The 19923-nt window shown below is 62.0% G+C and carries 17 protein-coding genes and 2 pseudogenes; 9 read left to right on the forward strand and 10 right to left on the reverse strand.

Annotated elements, in window-relative coordinates; all coding sequences use genetic code 11:
- From frc to SB772_RS19165, 3 genes are all read left to right on the forward strand, one after another.
- Positions 1–1248, forward strand: coding sequence for a formyl-CoA transferase (gene frc / locus SB772_RS19155; protein WP_410834785.1), 1248 nt, complete (start codon positions 1–3; stop codon positions 1246–1248).
- Between the two features lie 263 nt (positions 1249–1511).
- Positions 1512–2330: a fumarylacetoacetate hydrolase family protein gene (locus SB772_RS19160; protein ID WP_410834786.1), complete on the forward strand. Its 819-nt coding sequence runs from the start codon at positions 1512–1514 to the stop codon at positions 2328–2330.
- Between the two features lie 57 nt (positions 2331–2387).
- Positions 2388–3323: an NAD(P)(+) transhydrogenase (Re/Si-specific) subunit beta gene (locus SB772_RS19165; protein WP_410834787.1), complete on the forward strand. Its 936-nt coding sequence runs from the start codon at positions 2388–2390 to the stop codon at positions 3321–3323.
- A gap of 23 nt (positions 3324–3346) precedes the next feature.
- On the opposite strand, the gene SB772_RS19170 is transcribed toward SB772_RS19165, so the two are convergent.
- The gene (locus SB772_RS19170; protein WP_410834788.1) at positions 3347–4294 is read right to left on the reverse strand and encodes a LysR family transcriptional regulator; all 948 of its coding nucleotides are present in this window, start codon (positions 4292–4294) and stop codon (positions 3347–3349) included.
- A 372-nt stretch (positions 4295–4666) separates the two neighbouring features.
- Here SB772_RS19170 and oxlT point away from each other — a divergent pair, with 372 nt between their 5' ends.
- The 3 genes from oxlT (at position 4667) to SB772_RS19185 (ending at position 8543) form a co-directional block, all read left to right on the forward strand.
- Positions 4667–6007 (forward strand): oxalate/formate MFS antiporter, encoded by a 1341-nt coding sequence (oxlT, locus tag SB772_RS19175; RefSeq protein ID WP_410834789.1) that lies wholly within the window; start codon positions 4667–4669, stop codon positions 6005–6007.
- 30 nt (positions 6008–6037) lie between these two features.
- A complete protein-coding gene (locus SB772_RS19180) occupies positions 6038–7021 on the forward strand; it encodes a LysR family transcriptional regulator (protein WP_410834790.1) in 984 nt (327 codons plus the stop codon).
- 70 nt (positions 7022–7091) lie between these two features.
- The gene (locus tag SB772_RS19185; RefSeq protein ID WP_410834859.1) at positions 7092–8543 is read left to right on the forward strand and encodes an aldehyde dehydrogenase family protein; all 1452 of its coding nucleotides are present in this window, start codon (positions 7092–7094) and stop codon (positions 8541–8543) included.
- Between the two features lie 89 nt (positions 8544–8632).
- On the opposite strand, the gene SB772_RS19190 is transcribed toward SB772_RS19185, so the two are convergent.
- The 4 genes from SB772_RS19190 to SB772_RS19205 form a co-directional block, all read right to left on the reverse strand.
- Positions 8633–9610 (reverse strand): 2-dehydropantoate 2-reductase, encoded by a 978-nt coding sequence (locus tag SB772_RS19190; protein WP_410834791.1) that lies wholly within the window; start codon positions 9608–9610, stop codon positions 8633–8635.
- Between the two features lie 284 nt (positions 9611–9894).
- On the reverse strand, positions 9895–10515 hold the full coding sequence (locus SB772_RS19195) for a LysE family translocator (protein ID WP_410834792.1): 621 nt from the start codon (positions 10513–10515) through the stop codon (positions 9895–9897).
- Positions 10516–10624: 109 nt separating this feature from the next.
- Complete coding sequence (locus SB772_RS19200) at positions 10625–11167, reverse strand: hypothetical protein (RefSeq protein WP_410834793.1); 543 nt, start codon at positions 11165–11167, stop codon at positions 10625–10627.
- 377 nt (positions 11168–11544) lie between these two features.
- Positions 11545–12207 (reverse strand): IMPACT family protein, encoded by a 663-nt coding sequence (locus tag SB772_RS19205; protein WP_410834794.1) that lies wholly within the window; start codon positions 12205–12207, stop codon positions 11545–11547.
- 403 nt (positions 12208–12610) lie between these two features.
- Between SB772_RS19205 and SB772_RS19210 the strand changes: the two genes are divergently transcribed.
- Positions 12611–13237, forward strand: coding sequence for a LysE family translocator (locus SB772_RS19210; RefSeq protein WP_410834795.1), 627 nt, complete (start codon positions 12611–12613; stop codon positions 13235–13237).
- Between the two features lie 68 nt (positions 13238–13305).
- Here the strand turns inward: SB772_RS19210 and SB772_RS19215 are convergent, their stop codons facing one another.
- Positions 13306–13674 (reverse strand): hypothetical protein, encoded by a 369-nt coding sequence (locus tag SB772_RS19215; protein ID WP_410834796.1) that lies wholly within the window; start codon positions 13672–13674, stop codon positions 13306–13308.
- 353 nt (positions 13675–14027) lie between these two features.
- Between SB772_RS19215 and SB772_RS19220 the strand changes: the two are divergent.
- Positions 14028–14144 (forward strand): annotated as a pseudogene (locus tag SB772_RS19220) (2-hydroxychromene-2-carboxylate isomerase); the annotation flags it as partial.
- Positions 14145–14331: 187 nt separating this feature from the next.
- Here SB772_RS19220 and SB772_RS19225 read toward each other — a convergent pair.
- On the reverse strand, positions 14332–14589 hold the full coding sequence (locus SB772_RS19225; RefSeq protein ID WP_341316191.1) for a DUF2866 domain-containing protein: 258 nt from the start codon (positions 14587–14589) through the stop codon (positions 14332–14334).
- A gap of 310 nt (positions 14590–14899) precedes the next feature.
- Between SB772_RS19225 and SB772_RS19230 the strand changes: the two genes are divergently transcribed.
- The gene (locus SB772_RS19230; protein WP_410834797.1) at positions 14900–16015 is read left to right on the forward strand and encodes a diguanylate cyclase; all 1116 of its coding nucleotides are present in this window, start codon (positions 14900–14902) and stop codon (positions 16013–16015) included.
- 101 nt (positions 16016–16116) lie between these two features.
- Here SB772_RS19230 and SB772_RS19235 read toward each other — a convergent pair whose 3' ends face one another.
- From SB772_RS19235 to SB772_RS19245, 3 genes and pseudogenes are all read right to left on the reverse strand, one after another.
- Positions 16117–17580 (reverse strand): catalase, encoded by a 1464-nt coding sequence (locus tag SB772_RS19235; RefSeq protein WP_410834798.1) that lies wholly within the window; start codon positions 17578–17580, stop codon positions 16117–16119.
- Positions 17581–17806: 226 nt separating this feature from the next.
- Entirely contained in the window at positions 17807–19567 is a 1761-nt protein-coding gene (locus SB772_RS19240) for a peptidoglycan D,D-transpeptidase FtsI family protein (protein ID WP_410834799.1), read from the reverse strand.
- 170 nt (positions 19568–19737) lie between these two features.
- A pseudogene (locus SB772_RS19245) lies at positions 19738–19872 on the reverse strand (TRIC cation channel family protein); the annotation flags it as partial.
- Positions 19873–19923 lie beyond the last annotated feature (51 nt).

Consider the following 19923-nt stretch of genomic DNA (forward strand, 5'->3'; position numbering starts at 1 on the left):
ATGGGAAAAGCACTCGACGGTGTGCGCATTCTCGATTTCACGCATGTGCAGTCGGGTCCGACCTGCACACAACTGCTCGCATGGTTCGGAGCGGATGTGATCAAGGTGGAGCGGGCCGGAATGGGCGACATCACGCGCGAGCAACTGCGCGATATCCCTGAAGTGGACAGCTTGTACTTCACGATGCTCAATCACAACAAGCGCTCGGTCACTATCGATACGAAGAACCCGGAAGGCAAACAGGTTCTCGAAGCGCTGATCCAGACATGCGACGTGCTGGTGGAAAACTTCGCGCCGGGCGCGCTGGACCGGATGGGCTTCACGTGGGAGCGGATTCAGGCGTTGAATCCGCGCATGATCGTCGCGTCGGTGAAGGGCTTCGGCCCCGGGCCTTATGAGGACTGCAAGGTCTACGAGAATGTCGCGCAGTGCGTAGGCGGCGCGGCCTCGACCACTGGTTTCGACGACGGCCCACCGGTGGTGAGCGGCGCGCAGATCGGCGACAGCGGCACCGGATTGCATCTGGCGCTCGGCATCGTCACGGCGTTATATCAGCGTACCAGCACCGGACGCGGCCAGCGCGTGCTCGCCGCGATGCAGGACGGCGTGCTCAACCTGTGCCGCGTGAAGCTGCGCGACCAGCAGCGGCTCGAACGCACCGGCACGATGAAGGAGTATCCGCAATATCCGAACGGGACGTTCGGTGAAGCGGTGCCGCGCGCGGGCAACGCGTCGGGCGGTGGTCAGCCGGGCTGGATTCTGAAGTGCAAGGGCTGGGAAACGGACCCGAACGCGTATATCTACTTCATCACGCAGGCGCCGGTGTGGGCAAAAATCTGCAACGTGATCGGCAAGGAAGAGTGGGCCACCGATCCCGACTATGCGACACCCGCCGCGCGCTTGCCGCATCTGAAGGAGATCTTCGCGGAGATCGAGCGCTGGACCATGACCAAGACCAAGTTCGAGGCCATGGAGATTCTAAACAAGTATGACATTCCGTGCGGACCGATTCTGTCGATGAAGGAAATCGCCGACGAGCCGTCGCTGCGTAAAACCGGCACGATTGTCGAAGTGGATCATCCGTTGCGCGGCAAGTATCTGACGGTTGGCAATCCTATCAAAATGTCGGATAGCCCAACCGAAGTCAAGCGTTCGCCGCTGCTCGGCGAACATACTGACGAGGTGATGGCCGAACTCGGCTATTCGCCCGAGCAGATCAGCGCATTGCGCACGGCCGGCGCGATTTAGGCGCACAGAAACATCGTGGCCCGCCGCTAACCCGCAAAGCTTGGCGCGAAGCCGGGCGGCGCCTTTCGAATCCGTATTGGAGGCAGCAGGAGATGGCATACGAAGATTCCCTCCTGCTGAAAGAGCGCGGCATCGCGCATACGCCGGATAGCCACGCGCAGGCCACGCATTTGATTTGATGCATCACGCAAAATGACGGCGTGATTTCCCTCACGGCAATCGAGCGCGAAGAAGATCACGCCAAAGCGCTTAAGGAGCGATGTATGGATACATGGATGCGGTTCATGTCGAACGACGGCGGCGTTGTGTTCGGCCGGGTCGAAGGCGGCTATTTGCATGAGTACGCGAGTCTCGATCAGCCGGTGCCGACCGGTGCGGTGCTGTCGACTCGCGCGCTGACGCCGCTTGCGCCTTGCGCGCCGGGTAAGGTCGTCGCGCTCTGGAATAACTTTCACGCGCTGGCGGCGAAGCTCGACAAGCCGGTGCCGGCGCATCCGCTGTTTTTGCTGAAACCGGCGGGTTCGGTGATCGGCTCGGGCGAACCGATCCTGCGCCCGCTCAGCTATGCGGGCAAGATCGCCTACGAAGGCGAACTTGGAATCGTGATCGGGCGGCGCTGCCGCGATGCGAGCGTCGAACAGGCCGCCGAATCGATCTTCGGCTACACGCTTGTCAACGACGTGACCGCAGCCGAACTGTTGAACGAAAATCCGCACTTCCCGCAATGGTGCCGCGCAAAGGGCTTCGATACGTTTTGTTGTATCGGACCTTCGATCGTCTCGGGTTTCGACTGGCGCAAAGCGCATCTCGTGACGATGCTCGACGGTGTGGAACGGCAGAACTATCCGCTCGCCGATATGGTGTTTTCGCCGGCCGAGCAGGTCAGTCTGATATCGCAAGACCTGACGCTCGAGCCGGGTGATGTGATCGCATGCGGCACCTCGGTCGGTGTGGGCTCGATCAAGGATGGCTCGACGGTGACGATCACGGTCGACGGGATCGGCTCGCTCAGCAATACGCTGACTGCCGCGCGCGAGGTGGCGGTATCGGCTGCATCGGAGGCCGCCGCAACCGCTGTCTGAATTGAACGGAATCTGGTTCGGTCTGGTTCCTTTGCATCGCGACACGGAGGAGCACGTATGCCGCAAGTGTCTGACAGTATCGCGTGGATGGGCGTCGGCTTTCTGCTGGCAGCCGGCCTGGCGGTTGTGCTGACCGCTGTCGGGCAACTGCCGCTTGTGCGGCGCGCGGCGCGCCGGCCGTACTGGCACGCCGGTCTATTGGCTGCCGCGCTTGCCGGGCTGCTTGCGGCGGGCCTCGGCGCGAGCAGCGGCGTGGTGACTGCTGCCGTGGCGGGCGCCGGTTTCGGCGCCTGGCTGGTGCGGCGGCGCGATTGGATGACGCGACGGCCCATTTTTGTTGCACTGCTTGGCAGTTGCGTTGGGCTCGCGGCGATGGCTGGCGGTTTTACGCGCTACCTGCAATCGGCGCTGTCATCTGCAGCGCAGGCCAATGTCGAGCGTATCGAGTTGTATGGCACGGTATTCATCGGCGCGTTGATCTTCGCGACGTCGGCGATCGCCTTTTGCAAACTACGCGGCTTGCTGGACACGAAGGATGCGAGCACGTCGGCGCACCCGGGCCACCGCCTCGTCAATCTGCTGGCGCTGCTGCTGTGTGGATGGCTCGGCTACGGCTTCGTCACCGAACAGGCGCAGCCGTTCGGACTTGCTGCGCTGCTCGCGACGAGTGCGCTCGCTGCTGCGTTAGGCGCGCATCTGATGGTGAGCCGTGAGTATGCCAATGGACATGGCGTCCGCGCTTATGCATTTGCCGGGCGTTGCCACGGACTCGTACCGGCGCGCCCGGACCCGCTCGCGAACATCGAATGGCAAGATGGCGACGAGCAAGCGTGGATGCTGCGCGAGAAGACGCCCGGCATGGTGCGCGCGGCGGCATACCGGCATGGCCGCGGCTGGCGCCGCGGAAGTGACGGTGGTAGTGACAAAGGCGAGCATAAACGCGCCTGCGCCCGCTACCGCTCGACTCATCGCGCGGCGCGTCGTCAAACATGAAACGTTTTTTGGATTTTCATAGCTTACTTCTTATACACGCTCAATTCCTTCACACGCGTGATCTTCTCGATCAGGTTCGCGCCTTCCTCCATCAGGAAGCGTTTGAAGGCAACCGCAACGGGCGGCAGACGCTTGTTCTTCCGATGCACGACATACCAATTGAGCATGACCGGAAAACCCTCGACGTCGAGTACGACGAGATGGCCGACCTGCAGTTCGAGGCTGATGGTATGCGCGGACAGAAAGGCGATGCCCATGCCGGCGATCACGGCCTGCTTGATCGTTTCGGTGCTCTTGATCTCCATTGCGATGTTCAGATTGGTGAGCCGGCCGGCGAAGCCTTCTTCCATCGAATTCCATGTGTCCGAGCCGCGTTCGCGCACGATAAAGGCCTCGTTGGCCAACTGGCTCATCTTGATGTTGCGCTTGTTCGCGAGCGGATGCGTCGGCGCCGCCACGATCACGTAAGGGTGCGGCGCGAACGGTTCGTTGGTCGCGTCGGTTTCGTGCGGCGGGCGCACCATCACTGCGAGATCCGTCTGATTGGTGGCGAGTTGATGCAGCAGTTCCTCGCGATTGTGCACCGAGAGATTCAGCACCACGCCCGAGTAGCGTCGCGTGAATTCGGCCAGCAGGCGCGGAAAGAAGTAGTCGCCGGCGCTGATCACCGCGACGTTCAACTTGCCGCCGGAGACGCCCTTGAGCTGCCCCATCGCTTCGTCGACTTCGTGGAACTGCTGGATGATCGCGCGGCTGTAGTGGAGCATCTCGGTGCCGGCCGGGGTGAGATAGATTTTCTTGCCCAGTTGTTCGAACAGCGGCAGCCCCGCGTGCTCCTCGAGTTGCCGGACCTGAGTGGAGACGGCGGGCTGCGTCAGATGCAATTCTTCCGCCGCGCGCGAGAAGCTCAGGTGGCGCGCCACCGTTTCGAAAACCTTCAGTTGTCGCAGAGTCGCATTGCGCATCGTCATGGCCGATGTATAAGCAAACGTGAATCAACATAATAACAAACTTTAATTATTAGTAATTCAGCATTGACCCTAGCATGGGTCTGTATAAGAAAGCGGAATTGACGGCGTCGAGCCCGGGTTAACGCCTGGTTTTCCGGAACGGCTGGCGAGCCGGCCAGTCGCGGAAATGGTATCGATTCGTCATTGATCTGAATAAAGAACTGGTTGAGAAAAGCATGAGTTGAGTTAGTCAGTTTTTAAAGAATGGAATTAAAGGCGCAAATATTAAATATTCCCGAACTGCAAGGCTCTTCGGGTCGTAACCATAAGATGATCTGCATACAGCGCGGCGTTTTGGCCCGCTGCACTAAATAGATAGCGGAGACAAGGCACATGGACGATTTCACTCAGCAGACCAAGGCCCGCGTATTCTGGGCGAACCGTTGGTGGCAACTCGTCATCGGCATGATGTGCATGGCGTTGGTGGCCAATCTGCAATACGCATGGACGTTATTCGTCACGCCGATGAACGCGCGGCATCACTGGGGCGAAGCATCGATTCAACTCGCCTTCGCTATCTTCATCCTGACCGAAACGTGGCTTGTGCCGGTCGAGGGCTGGCTGGTCGACAGGTTCGGGCCGCGTCCGGTCGTCGCCGGCGGCGCGGTATGTGCCGGCCTTGCATGGGTCGTCAATTCGTATGCGACGACGTTGCCGATGCTGTATGTGTCGGCGGTCATCGCGGGGATCGGTGCGGGCGGTGTGTACGGCACTTGCGTCGGCAATGCATTGAAGTGGTTTCCCGATCGCCGAGGTCTCGCTGCGGGTTTGACCGCCGCCGGCTTCGGCGCCGGCGCGGCAGTGACGGTGATTCCAATCGCCAACATGATTACGCGCTCGGGTTATGAGCACACTTTCTTCTTCTTCGGCATCCTGCAAGGCGTATCCATTCTCCTGCTCGCGCTGTTGTTGAAGAAGCCGAATTTGCGCCAGGCTCCTGCGCCCAGGAAGAAATTCGCGGTGACCAAGGTCGATTACACGCCGGGCCAGATGATCAGGACGCCGGTGTTCTGGGTAATCTACGTGTCGTTCGTCGCAGTGGCGGCGGGCGGCCTGATGGCGACCGCGCAAATCGGACCGATCGCGAAAGACTGGGGGCTTGCGCGCATCCCGATGACGCTCTTCGGCATGACCTTGCCGCTGCTCACGATGACGCTCTCGATCGACAATATCTGCAACGGTTTTACGCGCCCGCTGTGCGGCTTTATCTCCGACAAGCTCGGCCGCGAAAACACCATGTTCGTGATCTTTATCGGCGAGGGCGTCGCGTTGCTCGGCCTGATGCAATACGGCACCAATCCGTATGCGTTCATGACTTTCGCCGCGCTGATCTTCCTGTTCTGGGGCGAAATCTTCTCGATCTTTCCCGCGATCTGCGCCGATACCTTCGGCAGCAAATATGCGGCGGCCAATGCGGGCACTTTGTACACCGCGAAGGGCACGGCTTCGTTACTGGTGCCGATTGCTTCGGTGTTGTCGGCCACCGGCGGCTGGAACCTAGTCTTTATCGTCTCAGCGGTCGTGACGATTGCGGCGGGCATCTCGGCGAAGTTCATTCTTGCGCCCATGCGTTCGCGCTGGATCGAATCGCGTAACGAGCCTCAAGGTGTGCTGGCTGTTGCGGGCAGCGCGAGCTCGCAGCTCGGTCACTGGCCGGAGCAGACGGGTGAATAGAGCGAGCCGCCCACGCGCGGCAGCTACGTTATGAACGTTTCGTTGCAGCAACTCAAGGTGTTTGTCGCCGTCGCGCGCGAACGGAGCTTCACGCGCGCGGCCCGAGAGTTCGATCTGACGCAATCGGCGGTGAGCCGCTGCGTGCGCGAACTCGAAGATGCCGTCGAGTTGAAACTGTTCGACCGCACCACACGCCAGGTAGAACTGACTCATGCGGGCGCCAGCCTCGAGCGGCGCATTGGCCGCTTGCTCGACGAAATCGAACTGACGCTGCGCGAAGAGCGCGCCGCGTACGACGGACACACCGGCGTGGTGGTCCTGGCGAGCAACCCGGTATTGTCGTCGAGCTGGGTGGCGGAAGGGCTCGCGCGTTGTACGGCGGCTTTTCCTGAGTTGATCGTCTTCGTCAGGGATCAACCGCAAGGCGGCGTGCTCGCAAGTGTCGAGCAAGGCGAAGTCGACTTCGGGGTGGTATCGGCGGCCGAACCTTTGGACGGTGATCTGTTGCACGCGCAAGTGGTTTTCACGACGCCGCTGCACGTGGTCATGCCGCATGCGCATCCGCTTGCGCGGCATGCGAGCGTCGCGTGGAGCGCGTTGCAGGAGTGGGGGCTCGTGACGTTGAACGCCGACGCGGGCGTGCGCGCCGCGCTCGACCTGGCCCTCAGCGCGCATGGCCTGAAACGGCGGCCGGTGCAGGAATTCGGCCATGTGGCGGCCGTGCTGCGCATGATCGAACTGGGCCTTGGCATCGGCGTGCTACCCATCGATGCACATTGGCCCGCGCTTCGCGCGCCGCTGGTGAGCCGGCCGCTGCTTCCCGAAATGAATCTGACGACGATGCTCGTACATCGTCGCAACCGCTCCCTCAGACCTAACGCCGCGGCGGCGTGGGCGCAGTTCGCCATCCCCGCCGGCACGGCTTCGAACGCCGCAGGCGCGGCGCCGTCCGCTACGCACGAATTCGCATGGGCGGCCGCGTCGCCTGGCGGCGCGGTACTGCACGAGCCTTAGGTCCCGGCTCTGGCCCCGGCGGGTCCGCTGCCGGTCGGTCCAGGCTACATCTCACGCAAGGAGCGTCATGATGGAAACTGAAACCGGTCTCAGGCGCCACGATCTGCTGATCGACGGCAAGCGCTTGCCGCCCGGCAACGGCGAATATTCCGTCGACATCAACCCGGCCACCGAAGAACCGATCGCACTGGTCGCGCAAGGCAGCGTTGCCGATGTCGATACCGCGGTGCATGCGGCGCGCGCCGCACTGAAAGTGTGGAACGCGCTACGAGCAGCCGAGCGCGGCCGCATTCTCGGCCGTATGGCCGGCCTGATGCGCGCGAATCTGGAAGAGCTCGCCGCGCTCGAAAGCCTCGACGCCGGCAAGCCGATCTCCGCGGTGATGCGCCAGGACATTCCGGCGGCGATCGATACGCTCGAATACTACGCAGGCTGGTGCGACAAGATCAACGGCCAGGTGGTGCCGGTGCGGCCCGATGCGCTGACCTACACGCTGCGCGAACCGGTCGGCGTAGTCGCCGCGATCGTGCCGTGGAATTTCCCGCTGATGATCGGCATGTGGAAGATCGCGCCCGCGCTCGCGTGCGGCTGCACGCTGATCGTCAAACCCGCGGAGATCACGCCGCTCACCGCGCTGCGCATCGGCGAACTCGCACTGGAAGCGGGTGTGCCGCCGGGCGTGCTGAATATCGTTACCGGCAAGGGGCGCGTGGTCGGCGATGCGCTGGTCGCGCATCCGGGCGTCGACAAGGTGACGTTCACCGGCTCGCCTTCGGTGGGACGCGGCATTCTGCAAGGCGCGGCGGGCAACTTCAAGCGCGTCACGCTGGAGCTCGGCGGCAAGTCGGCCAATCTGATCTTTGCGGATGCGAATCTCGACAACGCGGTGCGGGCGGCGGCGTCGGGGATTTTCTTCAACACCGGCCAGGTGTGTTCGGCGGGTTCGCGCATTCTCGCGCATCGCGATGTGTACGACGAGGTCGTCGAGCGCCTGGCGGCGCGAGCGAAGTCGATCAAGGTCGGCGATCCGGCGGCACGCGAGACCTCGATGGGGCCGCTCATTTCGGCCGCGCAGATGAAGACCGTGCTCGGTTATGTCGAAACCGGCCGGGCCGAAGGGGCGTCGCTGGTGACCGGCGGCGCGCGGGTAGGGGAGCGCGGCTTCTTCGTCGAACCGACGGTGTTCGCCGACGTCGAGCACGAAATGCGCATTTCGCAAGAGGAAATCTTCGGGCCGGTGGCGAGCGTGATCCGCTTTAATGACGAAGCCGACGCGGTGCGTATCGCCAACGGCACGCTGTACAGCCTCGCGGCGGGTGTCTGGAGCGCGGATATCGGCCGGGTGCATCGCGTCGCGCGTGACTTGCGGGCGGGGACGGTGTGGATCAACACCTACGGCTATACCGACGTGCGCTTGCCGTGGGGCGGCTCCGGCGACTCGGGTTTCGGTCGCGAGCACGGCGACATCGCCATTGAAAACTTCACCGAGCCGAAGGCTGTGTGGCTCGCGATCGATCAATAGCGACGTTAAAAAAGGATCGAACGCCTTGGCGTTCGATCCTTTCGTCCCGCGTATCCTGCATATCGTCGCAAAGAAGCGGTCAATCAATCTCAAGCGCCCTGCAATGCCATCCGCTCGCGCAGCTTGACCAGAGCGAGCACGACGTCGATGGACGGCGTCGGTTCGGCAACGAGGCGGCCCATTTCCTGCACCACCGTCAGCAACGGATCGATTTCCATCGGACGTTTGTTTTCCAGATCGACCAGCGTCGAGGTTTTATGCGCACCGACCGCGCCCGCACCGTCGATCCGTTTTTCCACATCGACGCGAAAGTGCACGCCGAATTGATCCGCGATGCGTTTGGCTTCCAGCATCATCGTGCGTGATACCGCGCGCGTGCCGGGATCGCTGGTGAGCACGTCGAGCGTGGCGTGCGTCAATGCGCTGATCGGATTGAAGCACAGGTTGCCCCACAGCTTGAGCCAGATTTCATCGCGGATATTGTCGCGAATCGGTGCATCGAAACCCGCCGCCTGCATGATTTCGTGCAACTGCTGAATACGCGGCGTGCGCTCGCCGCTCGGCTCGCCGATCGGGAATTTCTTGCCGTACACGTGTTTGATGACGCCCGGCTCGACGATTTCCGCGGCAGGATAGAGCACACAGCCGATCGCGCGTTCGGGGCCGAGTTTCGTCCATTGGCTGCCGTCCGGATCGATGCTGGCGAGACGCGTGCCGGCGAACTTGCCGCCATGCTGATAGAAGTACCAGTAGGGAATGCCGTTGACGCCCGTGACGATCGCCGTGTGCTTGCCGAGCAGCGGCTGCATGGCGTCGACCACGCCGGGCAGCGAGTGCGCCTTCAGCGTGACGATGACGAAGTCCTGCGCGCCGAGTTCGCGCGGGTCGGACGTGCAGCGCACCGGTGCGCTGAAAGTCTCGCCGTCCATCTGCAAGCGTGCGCCGTGTTCGCGCATCGCCGCGAGATGCGCGCCACGCGCGACGAAACTCACGTCCGCACCCGCGCGTGCCAGTTGCACGCCCATCAAACCACCAATCGCTCCCGCGCCGAAGATACAAATCTTCATGATGTCGCCCCTGTGACTATGAGAAGTCGCTTGCCCGTTGCCGCACATCGCCTGCCGCGGCGGCGGGTCACTGTTCGAGAATAGGGGTGGAGATCGATTGCGGATAGTTAAAGTTTCTCGGGTCGAGCATAAGCTATCGTTTATGCATGCACCGATGTGGCCGAATGACTCTGAATGACCGGACGTATTTCAGGAAGCGGCTGCATTGCATCGCAATGCAAGCCTCGCCGGGGTGTTACCGGACAGATCGTTTGGTAACCTGAATATTTTTCTTTTCGCACGTGCTATGTGCGTCGTACCAGCAGAAAGCTCAGCCCGATCGCTGCCAGAAACGCCCCGCAGCAGCGGTTGAACCAGCGGCGAACTTTCGCGCGAACCAGCCATTTCCCGAGGTGCATGCCAGCCCAGGAGTAAAGCGCGATAGCCACCCATTCGAGCACCAGAAAGCTCGCACCCAGCACCGCGAACTGCGGCAGCATCGGCTTGGCGATATCGACGAACTGCGGCAAAAACGCGGTGAAGACCAGAATTGCCTTTGGATTGCCTGCGGCCACCAGGCACTCCTGCCGGGCGATCCGCCATAGCGACGCATCGTCCTGCAGCGTCGTATCGATGGCGGGGGCGTCGCTGCGCCATAACTGGATCGCCAGCCAGATCAGATAGGCGGCGCCGGCCAGTTTGATTGCGAGAAAAAACCATTCGGATGCGTGCAGCACGACGGCGAGACCGGTTGCGGCCAGCACCAGCATCAGCGCGAACGCGACGAGCCGGCCGGTGCCGCCGACGAATGCCGTCATGAAACCATGCCGCGCGGCGACATTGATCGATAGCAGATTGTTCGGGCCGGGCGCGAGATTGATCGCGAAGCAGGCAGGCAGAAAGAACAGCCAGGCGGTGAGTGACATGACGGCTCGCACGAAAAGGGGACGATCGGACGTGCGAGGCGGCGGGCGCCCGGCGCACGTTTATCCTATTGTAGCGAAATGCCGGGCCGTACCGATTTGGCCTGTCGGTTCAATTCACCGATTTGACGAAACCCGGATCGCCGATCAAGGCATCGACGCTCAGCTTGACCGTATCCTCGATAGCGATGGTATTGCTGGTGAACTTGGGCGACTTTTGCCGGACCGTTTTAGTGGTTGAAAACACAACCTTCCGGGTAGTGGCATCGGTGACGACGTAACGCATTTTCAGTGTCCAGAACGCCGGCGAGCGTGCGTCGTCCACGGTGAAATCCTCGATGCTGCCGCTCAGGACCTTCGTGCCTTCGTTGAGGTGAAAGCCGGCGATCTGCAAACGGCTCACGATACTGTTGCGCACCGCTTCATTGATATCGTTTTTTAGCACGATGCCGGTCATCGCCGTGTTTTCGATCCGATTCGGTGATACGCGCCCGCTGCTCGCCGGCATGTAGGCGAAGTCGCGGGCCGGGGCGACGCTGAGCCAGCCTGTTGGGTGGACCGCCACCGCGCGTGGCGGGCTATTCAGGCCGAACCACGACCATGAACATGCAGACAACATCAACGGCAGTGCGACGGCGCCGCAGCCCTTGAGCACCTTGGCTCTCAGGGGCGGACGAACGGAGTCGAGCGGTTGCAGCAGAGATAGGCTCTGGTGCGGCGACTCAGACGCTGTGCGGGAAAAAGCGGCGGTCGATTTCAGAGGAAGTGCCTTTTAAATTGACGCATATTCGAAAACGGCGGCCGGTCACAGGGTGAGATAACGCACGCGGACCGGGTTCGCGAAGCCTCCTCGGCGCTTTCGTGGACCTATACGGACATGTGTCATCCCAGTACAGGACAGCATGGTAACAGTGAGGCGCTCTCGCGCATTTTCCTGGCGTGGCACAGGTCGAAGATTTTCAACGTGCCTTGCTTTGTTTGGCTGCACGGCCCCGCAGGCGCAACAACCAAAAGCGCCGCACAGGCACAAAATCAAAAAAACCCGGCTTTCCCCTGAGTCATATCCACCAACTCCCGCCGGGCATCGTCAACAGCGTTAACGGGCAACCGTACAGTCATCCGCACTAACATCCCATAGACACTTTCCACCAACCCATAGCCTTGAGCCTCGATCCATCTCCGCACCTTCGCCTCATCGGCATACACAACCTCGACGGTCAGCAATACCTGAGCAATCCGCTCCACCCTCGGTGCGTCTAGCAAAGCCGAAGCGATAGCGTCGGTATAAGCTCGCACTAACCCGCCAGCGCCTAGCTTCACCCCACCGTAATACCTCACGACGGCCGCCAGCACGCCGTCCAGATCATGGTGCCGCAATACCTCGAGAATCGGCCTGCCTGCCGTCCCGGACGGCTCGCCATCGTCGGACATGCCCGACTGGCCGCCCGCCAGCAACGCCCAGCACACATGCGTCGCGGCAGGATGCTCGTCGCGCAGGCGACGCAATTCGGCCATCGCGGCGCCGCGGTCGGCGACCGGTATCGCATGCGCAATAAAACGGCTCTTGCGAATTTCGAGTTCAGCGGTCAGCGCCGCGGGCAATGTATAAGTGGGCAAGGCAAAGACGTCGGTTGATGAAAAAATCCAGGACGCACGCGCTCCCGTGTCCGCAATGGTAACGGATAGGCAATACATCGCCGGCGTATTACCCGTGCAAGGCTGCCTCGCCGCGATTCCGGCTGATTCGGTAACGGTCTCTTGCGAAGTGACGCAGTGACGTAGAACACTGCTCGCAGCATAATCACGGACGTGGCGAATCGAGCTCCCGGCTGGGGCGAAACCAGATTCCTCATCTGGTGGTTCGTCACGCTTTCCCCCGCTTCTTTCACAGTGCGCATACACCGGCGCGCGTGACGGCGCGTGACGCTTTCCTCGCGGTATCTTCACGCGTTTCCACGCATAATCGTCAGAGACGTCCCAACACGTTCGCGTGCCGCGCAAATCCAGACTTCATGTATTCGTCTACAATCGTCGGCTGAACGCGCGTCCAGTTGTCATCCGAAGTCCTCTGAAGACAGCGCGTCACCAAGGAGACGACATGCTTGATCTTTCAACACTAGGGACGTTCGTTGCCGTCGTACTAGGGCTGTTTCTGATTCCCGGTCCAGCAGTACTGCTGGTTTTGACGCGTACCGTGCACGGCGGTCGAAAGGCGGGCATTCTCACCGGCCTTGGCGTTGCGGTTGGCGATTTCATTCATACGCTAGGTGCATCGGTCGGCCTGTCGGCGCTATTGATGACTTCCGCACTCGCCTTCAATGCCGTCAAATTCGTCGGCGCGGCGTACCTCGTCTATCTGGGCATTCGCGCGTTGCGCGAAAAGCAGGTGGGCGCGCATATGCCGGCTGTCGCACCCGTGTCGGCTTCCAAAGCCTTTTTTCAGGCGATTCCTGCCGAAGTGTTGAATCCCAAGACGGCGCTGTTTTTCCTCGCGTTCCTGCCGCAGTTCGTCCATCCCGAGCATGGTTCTTCATTCCTGCAGTTCGCGACGCTCGGACTGATCTTCGTCGGCATGAGCGCGCTTTATACAACACTTATCGTGCTGACCATTCGTCCGTTGGGCAAACTCGTCAAACGCTTGACGTGGCTTAGCCGCTGGCAGAACAAGATCATCGGCGTGCTGTTCATTTCGCTCGGGCTGCGCGTAGCGGCGCAAACGCGCTGACTCTGTCGTTCTGACCCTGCCGCGTGCCAGCCCGTTTTACGCGGCCGGCGAGCGCCGCCTCGCTGCGGCTAGATATTTCGGCGCTGCCGTCTCAAGCGGCCTTCTCGCGCGTACTCCATCTGGCCTTGCGTGCGGACGGCCAGCCGCTCATGCTCGGCACGGCTCATCTGCCGCGTATCGTCGATGTCGCCGACACGCAGCACTTCCTGTGCGATCCGTATGCGTAGCGTCATCAGCGGTTCGCCGCGTTCGACCAATGCGCGATCCGTTGCGCGCGCCTGCTGGACACCTGCGTCGATCAGGCCGCGCAACTCCAGCAGCGTGAGCCGCTGGCGTTGGATCTCGAGAATCAGCCGCTGGACGGCCTGCTGGTCGCGGGTGCGCCACCAGGTGCGCAGTTCGGCGAGCGTCGGCGGATCGAAAGGAGGAAGGCGCATTGGTCAGACGAAAAAATACTGTATATATGTACAGTATATCCCGTCTTTTTACGGAGATGCGTAGGCGGGTGTTCGAGCGCTTGCAATCCCTCAGGAAGAGCAGAGCGCGATGAGGGTTCAGGAAAGCGCGAGCATGATCGTCGTGGAGATGACGATGATGACAAGACACGCGGCAGTCAGGACGTCATACGGATAGCTCATGGCGCAACCATAAATGTGGTGGGCGGACTGGCCATCATAGGTAGAAATATTTCCTACGACTGTTAACCATTGCAAAAAGCGCATTGCGATACTTAATGACGAGCATCCCTAACTACTGAACGCGATATCGCGCTGCGTAGGAATCGTATCGCTGGCGTCCCTTTTTGCTGGGACCGATCTTCCGCGCCCTCGGTTTCGACAACTTGCCGTTCGTGTTGCAGAAGGAGAAGGGTGCCTACGTTTGGAAAGACGCCTTGGACCTGTGCCAGTTTGAAGCGCTTCTCGAAGGTCTGGTCACCGTGTTGAACTGGCGCCGTACGGCGGCATCGACCTGTCGCAATGGCTACAAGCGGGTGATGCAACGGCCGAGCGTCGCTAAAGCAGTGGCGGAGGAGTTCGCGCTGTATCGCGACGAACTGGCCAAACGCGCGAAAAGCTGAGTGGCTGAGTGCGAGGCTACTCGTCGCCTTGCTGGCAAAACCGGCGCCCCGGAATGTGCGAGACGACCGCCTGAGCGATTTCAAGTGGCGTGCTTTCCGCAGGCACCACGCGGCGACTCGATTCGGGAGTGTGCTTCATGGTCCATTCGACGAGCCTGTACGAGCGTCCCCAAGGGTGCTGCAATGGATCCGAGACCTTGCACGAGTGGATCTGACGCACCCAGTCGTTGCCGGGCATGGCGCGCAGATGCTCGAATACCGTGTCTTCTACCATCGTTTGACTCCTTCTTCGCAGGCATGCGATCTTTCGGCGCGTCGGCGACACCCCGGAGAAAAAAATGCCGCCGATGTTTTGGCGGCTCAACAGGGGATGTTGGGTGTCATAGTTACAGGTCAGAATTAAGCCAAACTTAAGATCGCATGTAAAAGCGCGGTGACGCTTCGAATGAAGCGATTGCTGAAACGCGTGGTCCACTGCGAGGACGTCGGCGGCGATCCTACCCTCAAGACCCGGCAAAATCAGCCGTTATTACAGTGGTTGGGGCCGCTGACCCCGCCTCGCCTACGGGCGCATCGTCGAAAACGTGACAAACCTCGCCCAAACGCCGCTTTCCGATCGCCTGCGCGCGCTCGTCGATACCGTTCAGCACAACGAGCGCACGCTGCGCCGCTTCCAGCGCGTCGAATTGCGTTTGATCGGCGCGCAGGATTTCGCGTCGTTTCTCGATACGCTGTTCAGCCATCTGCCGCAGGAATTCTCGCTGGCGAGCGTCACGCTATGGCTCGACGACCGCGCGCCGATGCTGCTCGAACTGCTCGAGCCGGGCGCCTTGGAGGCCCTCGGCCAGACTAGTCTGAAGACGTCGCGCGAGGGGGGACTCGCCGCGCAGCGTCTGTGCGACGCCGGCCGGCCATGGTTGGGTCAGGTGCGCGAGCTGGACGAACCCACGCGCAGCGCATTCTTCGGTGAAGATGACTTGCCGGCGAGCGCGATCGTGCTGCCGCTTGCCGCCGGCGACACGATCAGCGGCTATCTTTGCCTCGGTAGCGACGACCGCGCACGTTTCGGCGAGAGCATGGCCACGGACATTCTCGAACGCTTTGCCAGCATCGTCACGGCAAGTCTCGACAATGTCGCGCATCGCGAGCGTCTCAAGCAACTCGGCATGACCGATGCGCTGACCGGCCTCGCCAACCGCCGTTACTTCGACGAGCGGTTGCGCGAGGAGATCACGCGCGCAGCGCGCTATGCGGTGCCGGTCGCCTGCCTGTTCATCGATATCGATGCCTTCAAACGTATCAACGACACCTACGGCCACCAGACCGGCGACCGCGCGCTGGCGGCAGTGGCCGCTTGCGTGCGGCAGCAGGTGCGTCTTGGCGATACCGTGGCGCGCTACGGCGGCGAGGAGTTCGCGGCGCTGCTGCAAGGCGATCGAGGCGATGCACTGACGGTCGCCGAGCGGGTGCGGCTGGCGGTCGAAAACCTGGATTTGCAGGACGACCACGGCGAGCGGATCGCGTTGACTGTGTCGATTGGCGTGGCGGCGCGCACGATCGGCGGTGCGCCAGCGGATGCGGCCACGCTTGGCCGGGCGATGATGGATGAAGCCGATCGCGCGATGTACCAGGCCAAACGCAATGGTCGCAATCGCGTCGAGGCGATTGAGAACGCGGCCGGCGATAACGGGCAACGGTAATAGCTTCCGGACCGGCGCGGGACGGGTAGCTGGGTCAACGCGCCCCGCGTCTTCAAACGGTTGCGCGCGCAACCGGCAGGGCGCGTTGAAAAGCGCGTCGCTTAAGACTGTGCCGCTTCCGAAGCGGGCGCCGCCTTGGCGAGCGCTTGCTTCACGCCTTCGGCGTAACTCGGGTCGACCTTTTCGAACAGCGCCAATTGCCGCTCGACGATATCTTTCGGCACGCCAGCCATTGCTTCGGCGATGTTCCGGAAGAAGCGCTCGCGCTGGGCGGCATCGAACAACTTGTACAACGCGCGCGGATGGCTGTAGTAGTCGTCGTCCTCGCGATGGTTGTAGCGCTCGATCGCGCCTTCCACTGCCAGCGGCGGCTCGTTGACCGACGGGTCCTGCGGAAAAGCGCCGAAACGATTCGGCTCATAGTTCGGCGTACTGCCGAGATTGCCGTCCGCGCGCATCGCGCCGTCGCGGTGATAGATGTTCAGGTTCGCGGTACGCGGCGCATTCACCGGAATCTGATGGTGGTTTACGCCGAGCCGGTAGCGATGCGTGTCGCCGTACGAGAACAGCCGGCCTTGCAACAGGCGATCCGGCGAGAAGCCGATGCCCGGCACGATGTTGGCCGGCGTGAAAGCCGCTTGCTCGACGTCCGCGAAATAGTTTTCCGGGTTCCTGTTCAGTTCGAGCACGCCGACGTCGATCAGCGGAAACTCCTTGTGCGACCATACCTTCGTGATGTCGAACGGATTTTCCTGGCGCGCGCGGGTCTCGGCTTCCGTCATCACCTGAATGCAGAAGCGCCACTGCGGGAAATTCTTCTTTTCGATCTGTTCGAACAGATCGCGCTGCGCGCTTTCGCGATCGCGGCCAATCAATTCAGTCGCCTCGACATTCGTGTAGGTGGCGATGCCCTGTTTCGACTTGAAGTGGAACTTCACGTAGAAGCGTTCGTTCTGCGCGTTGATGAACGAGTACGTGTGCGAGCCGTAACCGTTCATCTGCCGGTAATTCTGCGGGATGCCGCGATCGCTCATCAGGATCGTGACCTGATGCAGCGATTCCGGATTGCGCGACCAGAAATCCCACACCATGGTGGCGTCGCGCAGATTGGTTTTCGGATTGCGCTTTTGCGTGTGAATGAAATCGGGGAATTTCAGCGGATCGCGAATGAAGAACACGGGTGTATTGTTGCCGACCACGTCCCAGTTGCCGTCTTCGGTATAGAACTTGATGGCGAAACCGCGCACGTCGCGCTCGGCGTCGGCCGCGCCGCGCTCGCCCGCGACGGTCGAAAAGCGCAGGAAAGCAGGCGTGACCTTGCCGACTTCGAAGACCTTGGCCTTGCTGTACCGCGTCATGTCGTGCGTGATGGTGAGCGTGCCGAATGCGCCCGAGCCTTTCGCGTGCACGCGGCGTTCGGGAATGACTTCGCGGTCGAAATGCGCGAGTTTTTCGATCAGCCAGAAGTCCTGCAGCGTGATCGGGCCGCGCGGGCCGACGGTTTCCGAGTTCTGGTTATCGCCGACCGGCGCACCTGCTGCGGTCGTCAAAGTACGATTCGTCATGGCTTGACTGTTCCTTAGCTTGCTTGCGGGGGAATGCATCGATCGCTCTGTTGGCGACCGATGCGCAACGGGGCGCCGGATGCCAGATCGTCCGACGCGAGGGCTAGTCTAGCAAGGCTTGCGCGGCGCTGCAGAATGAAACCGCCTTAAGATAACTTAAGGCGCCGCAGGAGAGCGGGCATGCGGCGTGCATTGCATCCGCGATGTCCGCCTCGACGTCCGCCAATTACGCATCCGGCGGCACCCCCAGCAACTGCAACGCGCCGCCCGTCACCGCGCCGAACACCGGCCCGGCTACGGTTCCGCCGTAGAACGCCTTGCCGGCCGGATCGTCGATCATCACGGCGACGATCAGCCGCGGGTCGCTCATCGGCGCCATGCCGACAAACAATGCACGGTAGCGGTTTTTCGCGTAGCTTGTGCCGACCTGTTTGCGTGCTGTGCCGGTTTTGCCGCCGATCCGGTAGCCTTCCACTGCGGCGGCGCGTCCCGTGCCGCCTGGGCCCGTGGCCATTTCCAGCATCGAGCGGATCGCGCGCGCGGTGGCGGGCGTCGTGACCGCCTGGCTCTTGCGCGTGGCCACCGGCGCATCGGCCGCCGCGCTACCGGCGGTGGCGCTGTTTGCACCGCTCGCCGGATCCCGCAACAAACTCACGTGGTGCATGGTGCCGTCGCCGGCGTATGCCGTGTAGACCTGGGCAATCTGCAGCAGCGACGTCGACAGGCCGTAGCCATACGCCATGGTCGCCTGTTCGATCGGACGCCAGCGTTTGTACGGGCGCACCTTGCCCGACGCGACGCCCGGAAAGGTCAGATCGGGTCTGATTCCGAGCCCGTATTCCTGATACTTGGTCCAGATCGTTTCGGCGGGCAGATTCAGCGCGAGCTTGGCGAGCGCGATATTGCTCGACTTCTGCACTGCTTCGGCGACGGTCATCGCGCCGTGATTCGAGGTGTCGTGAATCACCGCCGGGCCGATCTTGTACCAGCCCGGCGCCGTATCGACGATGCTTTGCGGCCGCACCTTGCCCTGATCGATCGACAGCGCGACCACCACCGGCTTGATCGTCGAGCCGGGCTCGAAGGTGTCGACCACCGCGCGATTGCGCAGTTGCCGCCCGGTCAGCAGGGCGCGGTCGTTCGGATCGAAGCTCGGATAATTGGCCAGCGCCAGGATCTCGCCATTGCGGGCATCGAGCACGACCACGCTGCCGGCTTCGGCGTGGTGTTTGGCGATCGCCGCCTTCAGTTGCGCATACGCGAGTTGCTGAATTCGCCGGTCGATTGTCAGGTGGATGGTTTCGCCGTTCTGCGCGGGCACCAGCGGCCCTGTCTCGGACACGACCCGGCCCAAACGGTCGCGGATCACTTCGCGCTGGCCGGGCACGCCGAGCAACTGCTCGTTGGCGGCGAGTTCGACGCCTTCCTGGCCGTTGTCCTCGATATCCGTGAAACCGACCACGTGGGCCGCCGATTCGCCCTCCGGATAAAAGCGCTTCGAATCGGCGATGTGCGTGATGCCGGCGAGCCCTAGTTTGCCGACGTGATCCGCGGTGTCCGCGTCCACCTGGCGTTTGAGCAGCACGAAGGTCTTGTCGGCCGTGAGCCGCCGGCGCAATTCCGCCAGCGGCACGTCGAGCAGCTTCGAGAGCGGTGGGAAGGCGGCTTCGTCGAGCAGCTTCGGCGTGGCCCAGATTTCGTAGGTCGCGAGGCTCACGGCAAGCATCGAGCCGTTGCGATCGACGATCCGCCCGCGTGTCGCGTCGAGTTCGATGGTGCGCTGATAGCGCTTTTGCCCCTGATCGACGTAGAAGTCCTGGTTCACCACCTGCACCCAGAACGCGCGGACCGCCAGTGACGCGAAGGCGCCGAACACCAGCAGGACGATGAGTTTCGAGCGCCACATCGGCAGGCGCGCGCTCAGCAAATGGTTCTTCGCGACGGGCACGTACGGATCGTGCGACTGCGATTTCTTCTTCTGGATCATGGGTGCGGATGCGAACAGCGGTGCGCCGCGAGGCAAACCGGCGAAGCCGGCGGCCCGTTACGCGTGACTGTCGAGCGTGCTCCTTGAGCGAAAGCCGCACGCGTGCGGCGTGCAGCGGGATTAGCCGGTACCGCCCGAATCGGCGGTAGTGGATACCTTGAGTTGCGCCCAATTGTAATAAAAACGTAATCTTGATGCGAGACCCATGCAAGCGGATAGTGGCCGAGCAATACATCGCGCACCGTGCCGCCGCCAGGCGCGGTGACGGTGCCCACCGAGCGTCGGCTGAAAAGCGGGCGCCTCATTGGGGCGCGAAAAACAAAAAAAAGCCGCGCGATTAAAAAATCCGCGCGGCT

The organism is Paraburkholderia sp. SIMBA_030, from assembly GCF_046535245.1.
Taxonomy (GTDB): domain Bacteria; phylum Pseudomonadota; class Gammaproteobacteria; order Burkholderiales; family Burkholderiaceae; genus Paraburkholderia.

What these genes read in the sequence shown, in the direction of transcription:
- frc (WP_410834785.1), top strand. Translation starts at nt 1, where the DNA reads ATGGGAAAAGCACTCGACGGTGTGCGCATTCTCGATTTCACGCATGTG.
- SB772_RS19160 (WP_410834786.1), top strand. Translation starts at nt 1,512, where the DNA reads ATGGATACATGGATGCGGTTCATGTCGAACGACGGCGGCGTTGTGTTC.
- SB772_RS19165 (WP_410834787.1), top strand. Translation starts at nt 2,388, where the DNA reads ATGCCGCAAGTGTCTGACAGTATCGCGTGGATGGGCGTCGGCTTTCTG.
- SB772_RS19170 (WP_410834788.1), bottom strand. Translation starts at nt 4,294, where the DNA reads ATGACGATGCGCAATGCGACTCTGCGACAACTGAAGGTTTTCGAAACG.
- oxlT (WP_410834789.1), top strand. Translation starts at nt 4,667, where the DNA reads ATGGACGATTTCACTCAGCAGACCAAGGCCCGCGTATTCTGGGCGAAC.
- SB772_RS19180 (WP_410834790.1), top strand. Translation starts at nt 6,038, where the DNA reads ATGAACGTTTCGTTGCAGCAACTCAAGGTGTTTGTCGCCGTCGCGCGC.
- SB772_RS19185 (WP_410834859.1), top strand. Translation starts at nt 7,092, where the DNA reads ATGGAAACTGAAACCGGTCTCAGGCGCCACGATCTGCTGATCGACGGC.
- SB772_RS19190 (WP_410834791.1), bottom strand. Translation starts at nt 9,610, where the DNA reads ATGAAGATTTGTATCTTCGGCGCGGGAGCGATTGGTGGTTTGATGGGC.
- SB772_RS19195 (WP_410834792.1), bottom strand. Translation starts at nt 10,515, where the DNA reads ATGTCACTCACCGCCTGGCTGTTCTTTCTGCCTGCCTGCTTCGCGATC.
- SB772_RS19205 (WP_410834794.1), bottom strand. Translation starts at nt 12,207, where the DNA reads ATGTATTGCCTATCCGTTACCATTGCGGACACGGGAGCGCGTGCGTCC.
- SB772_RS19210 (WP_410834795.1), top strand. Translation starts at nt 12,611, where the DNA reads ATGCTTGATCTTTCAACACTAGGGACGTTCGTTGCCGTCGTACTAGGG.
- SB772_RS19215 (WP_410834796.1), bottom strand. Translation starts at nt 13,674, where the DNA reads ATGCGCCTTCCTCCTTTCGATCCGCCGACGCTCGCCGAACTGCGCACC.
- SB772_RS19225 (WP_341316191.1), bottom strand. Translation starts at nt 14,589, where the DNA reads ATGGTAGAAGACACGGTATTCGAGCATCTGCGCGCCATGCCCGGCAAC.
- SB772_RS19235 (WP_410834798.1), bottom strand. Translation starts at nt 17,580, where the DNA reads ATGACGAATCGTACTTTGACGACCGCAGCAGGTGCGCCGGTCGGCGAT.
- SB772_RS19240 (WP_410834799.1), bottom strand. Translation starts at nt 19,567, where the DNA reads ATGATCCAGAAGAAGAAATCGCAGTCGCACGATCCGTACGTGCCCGTC.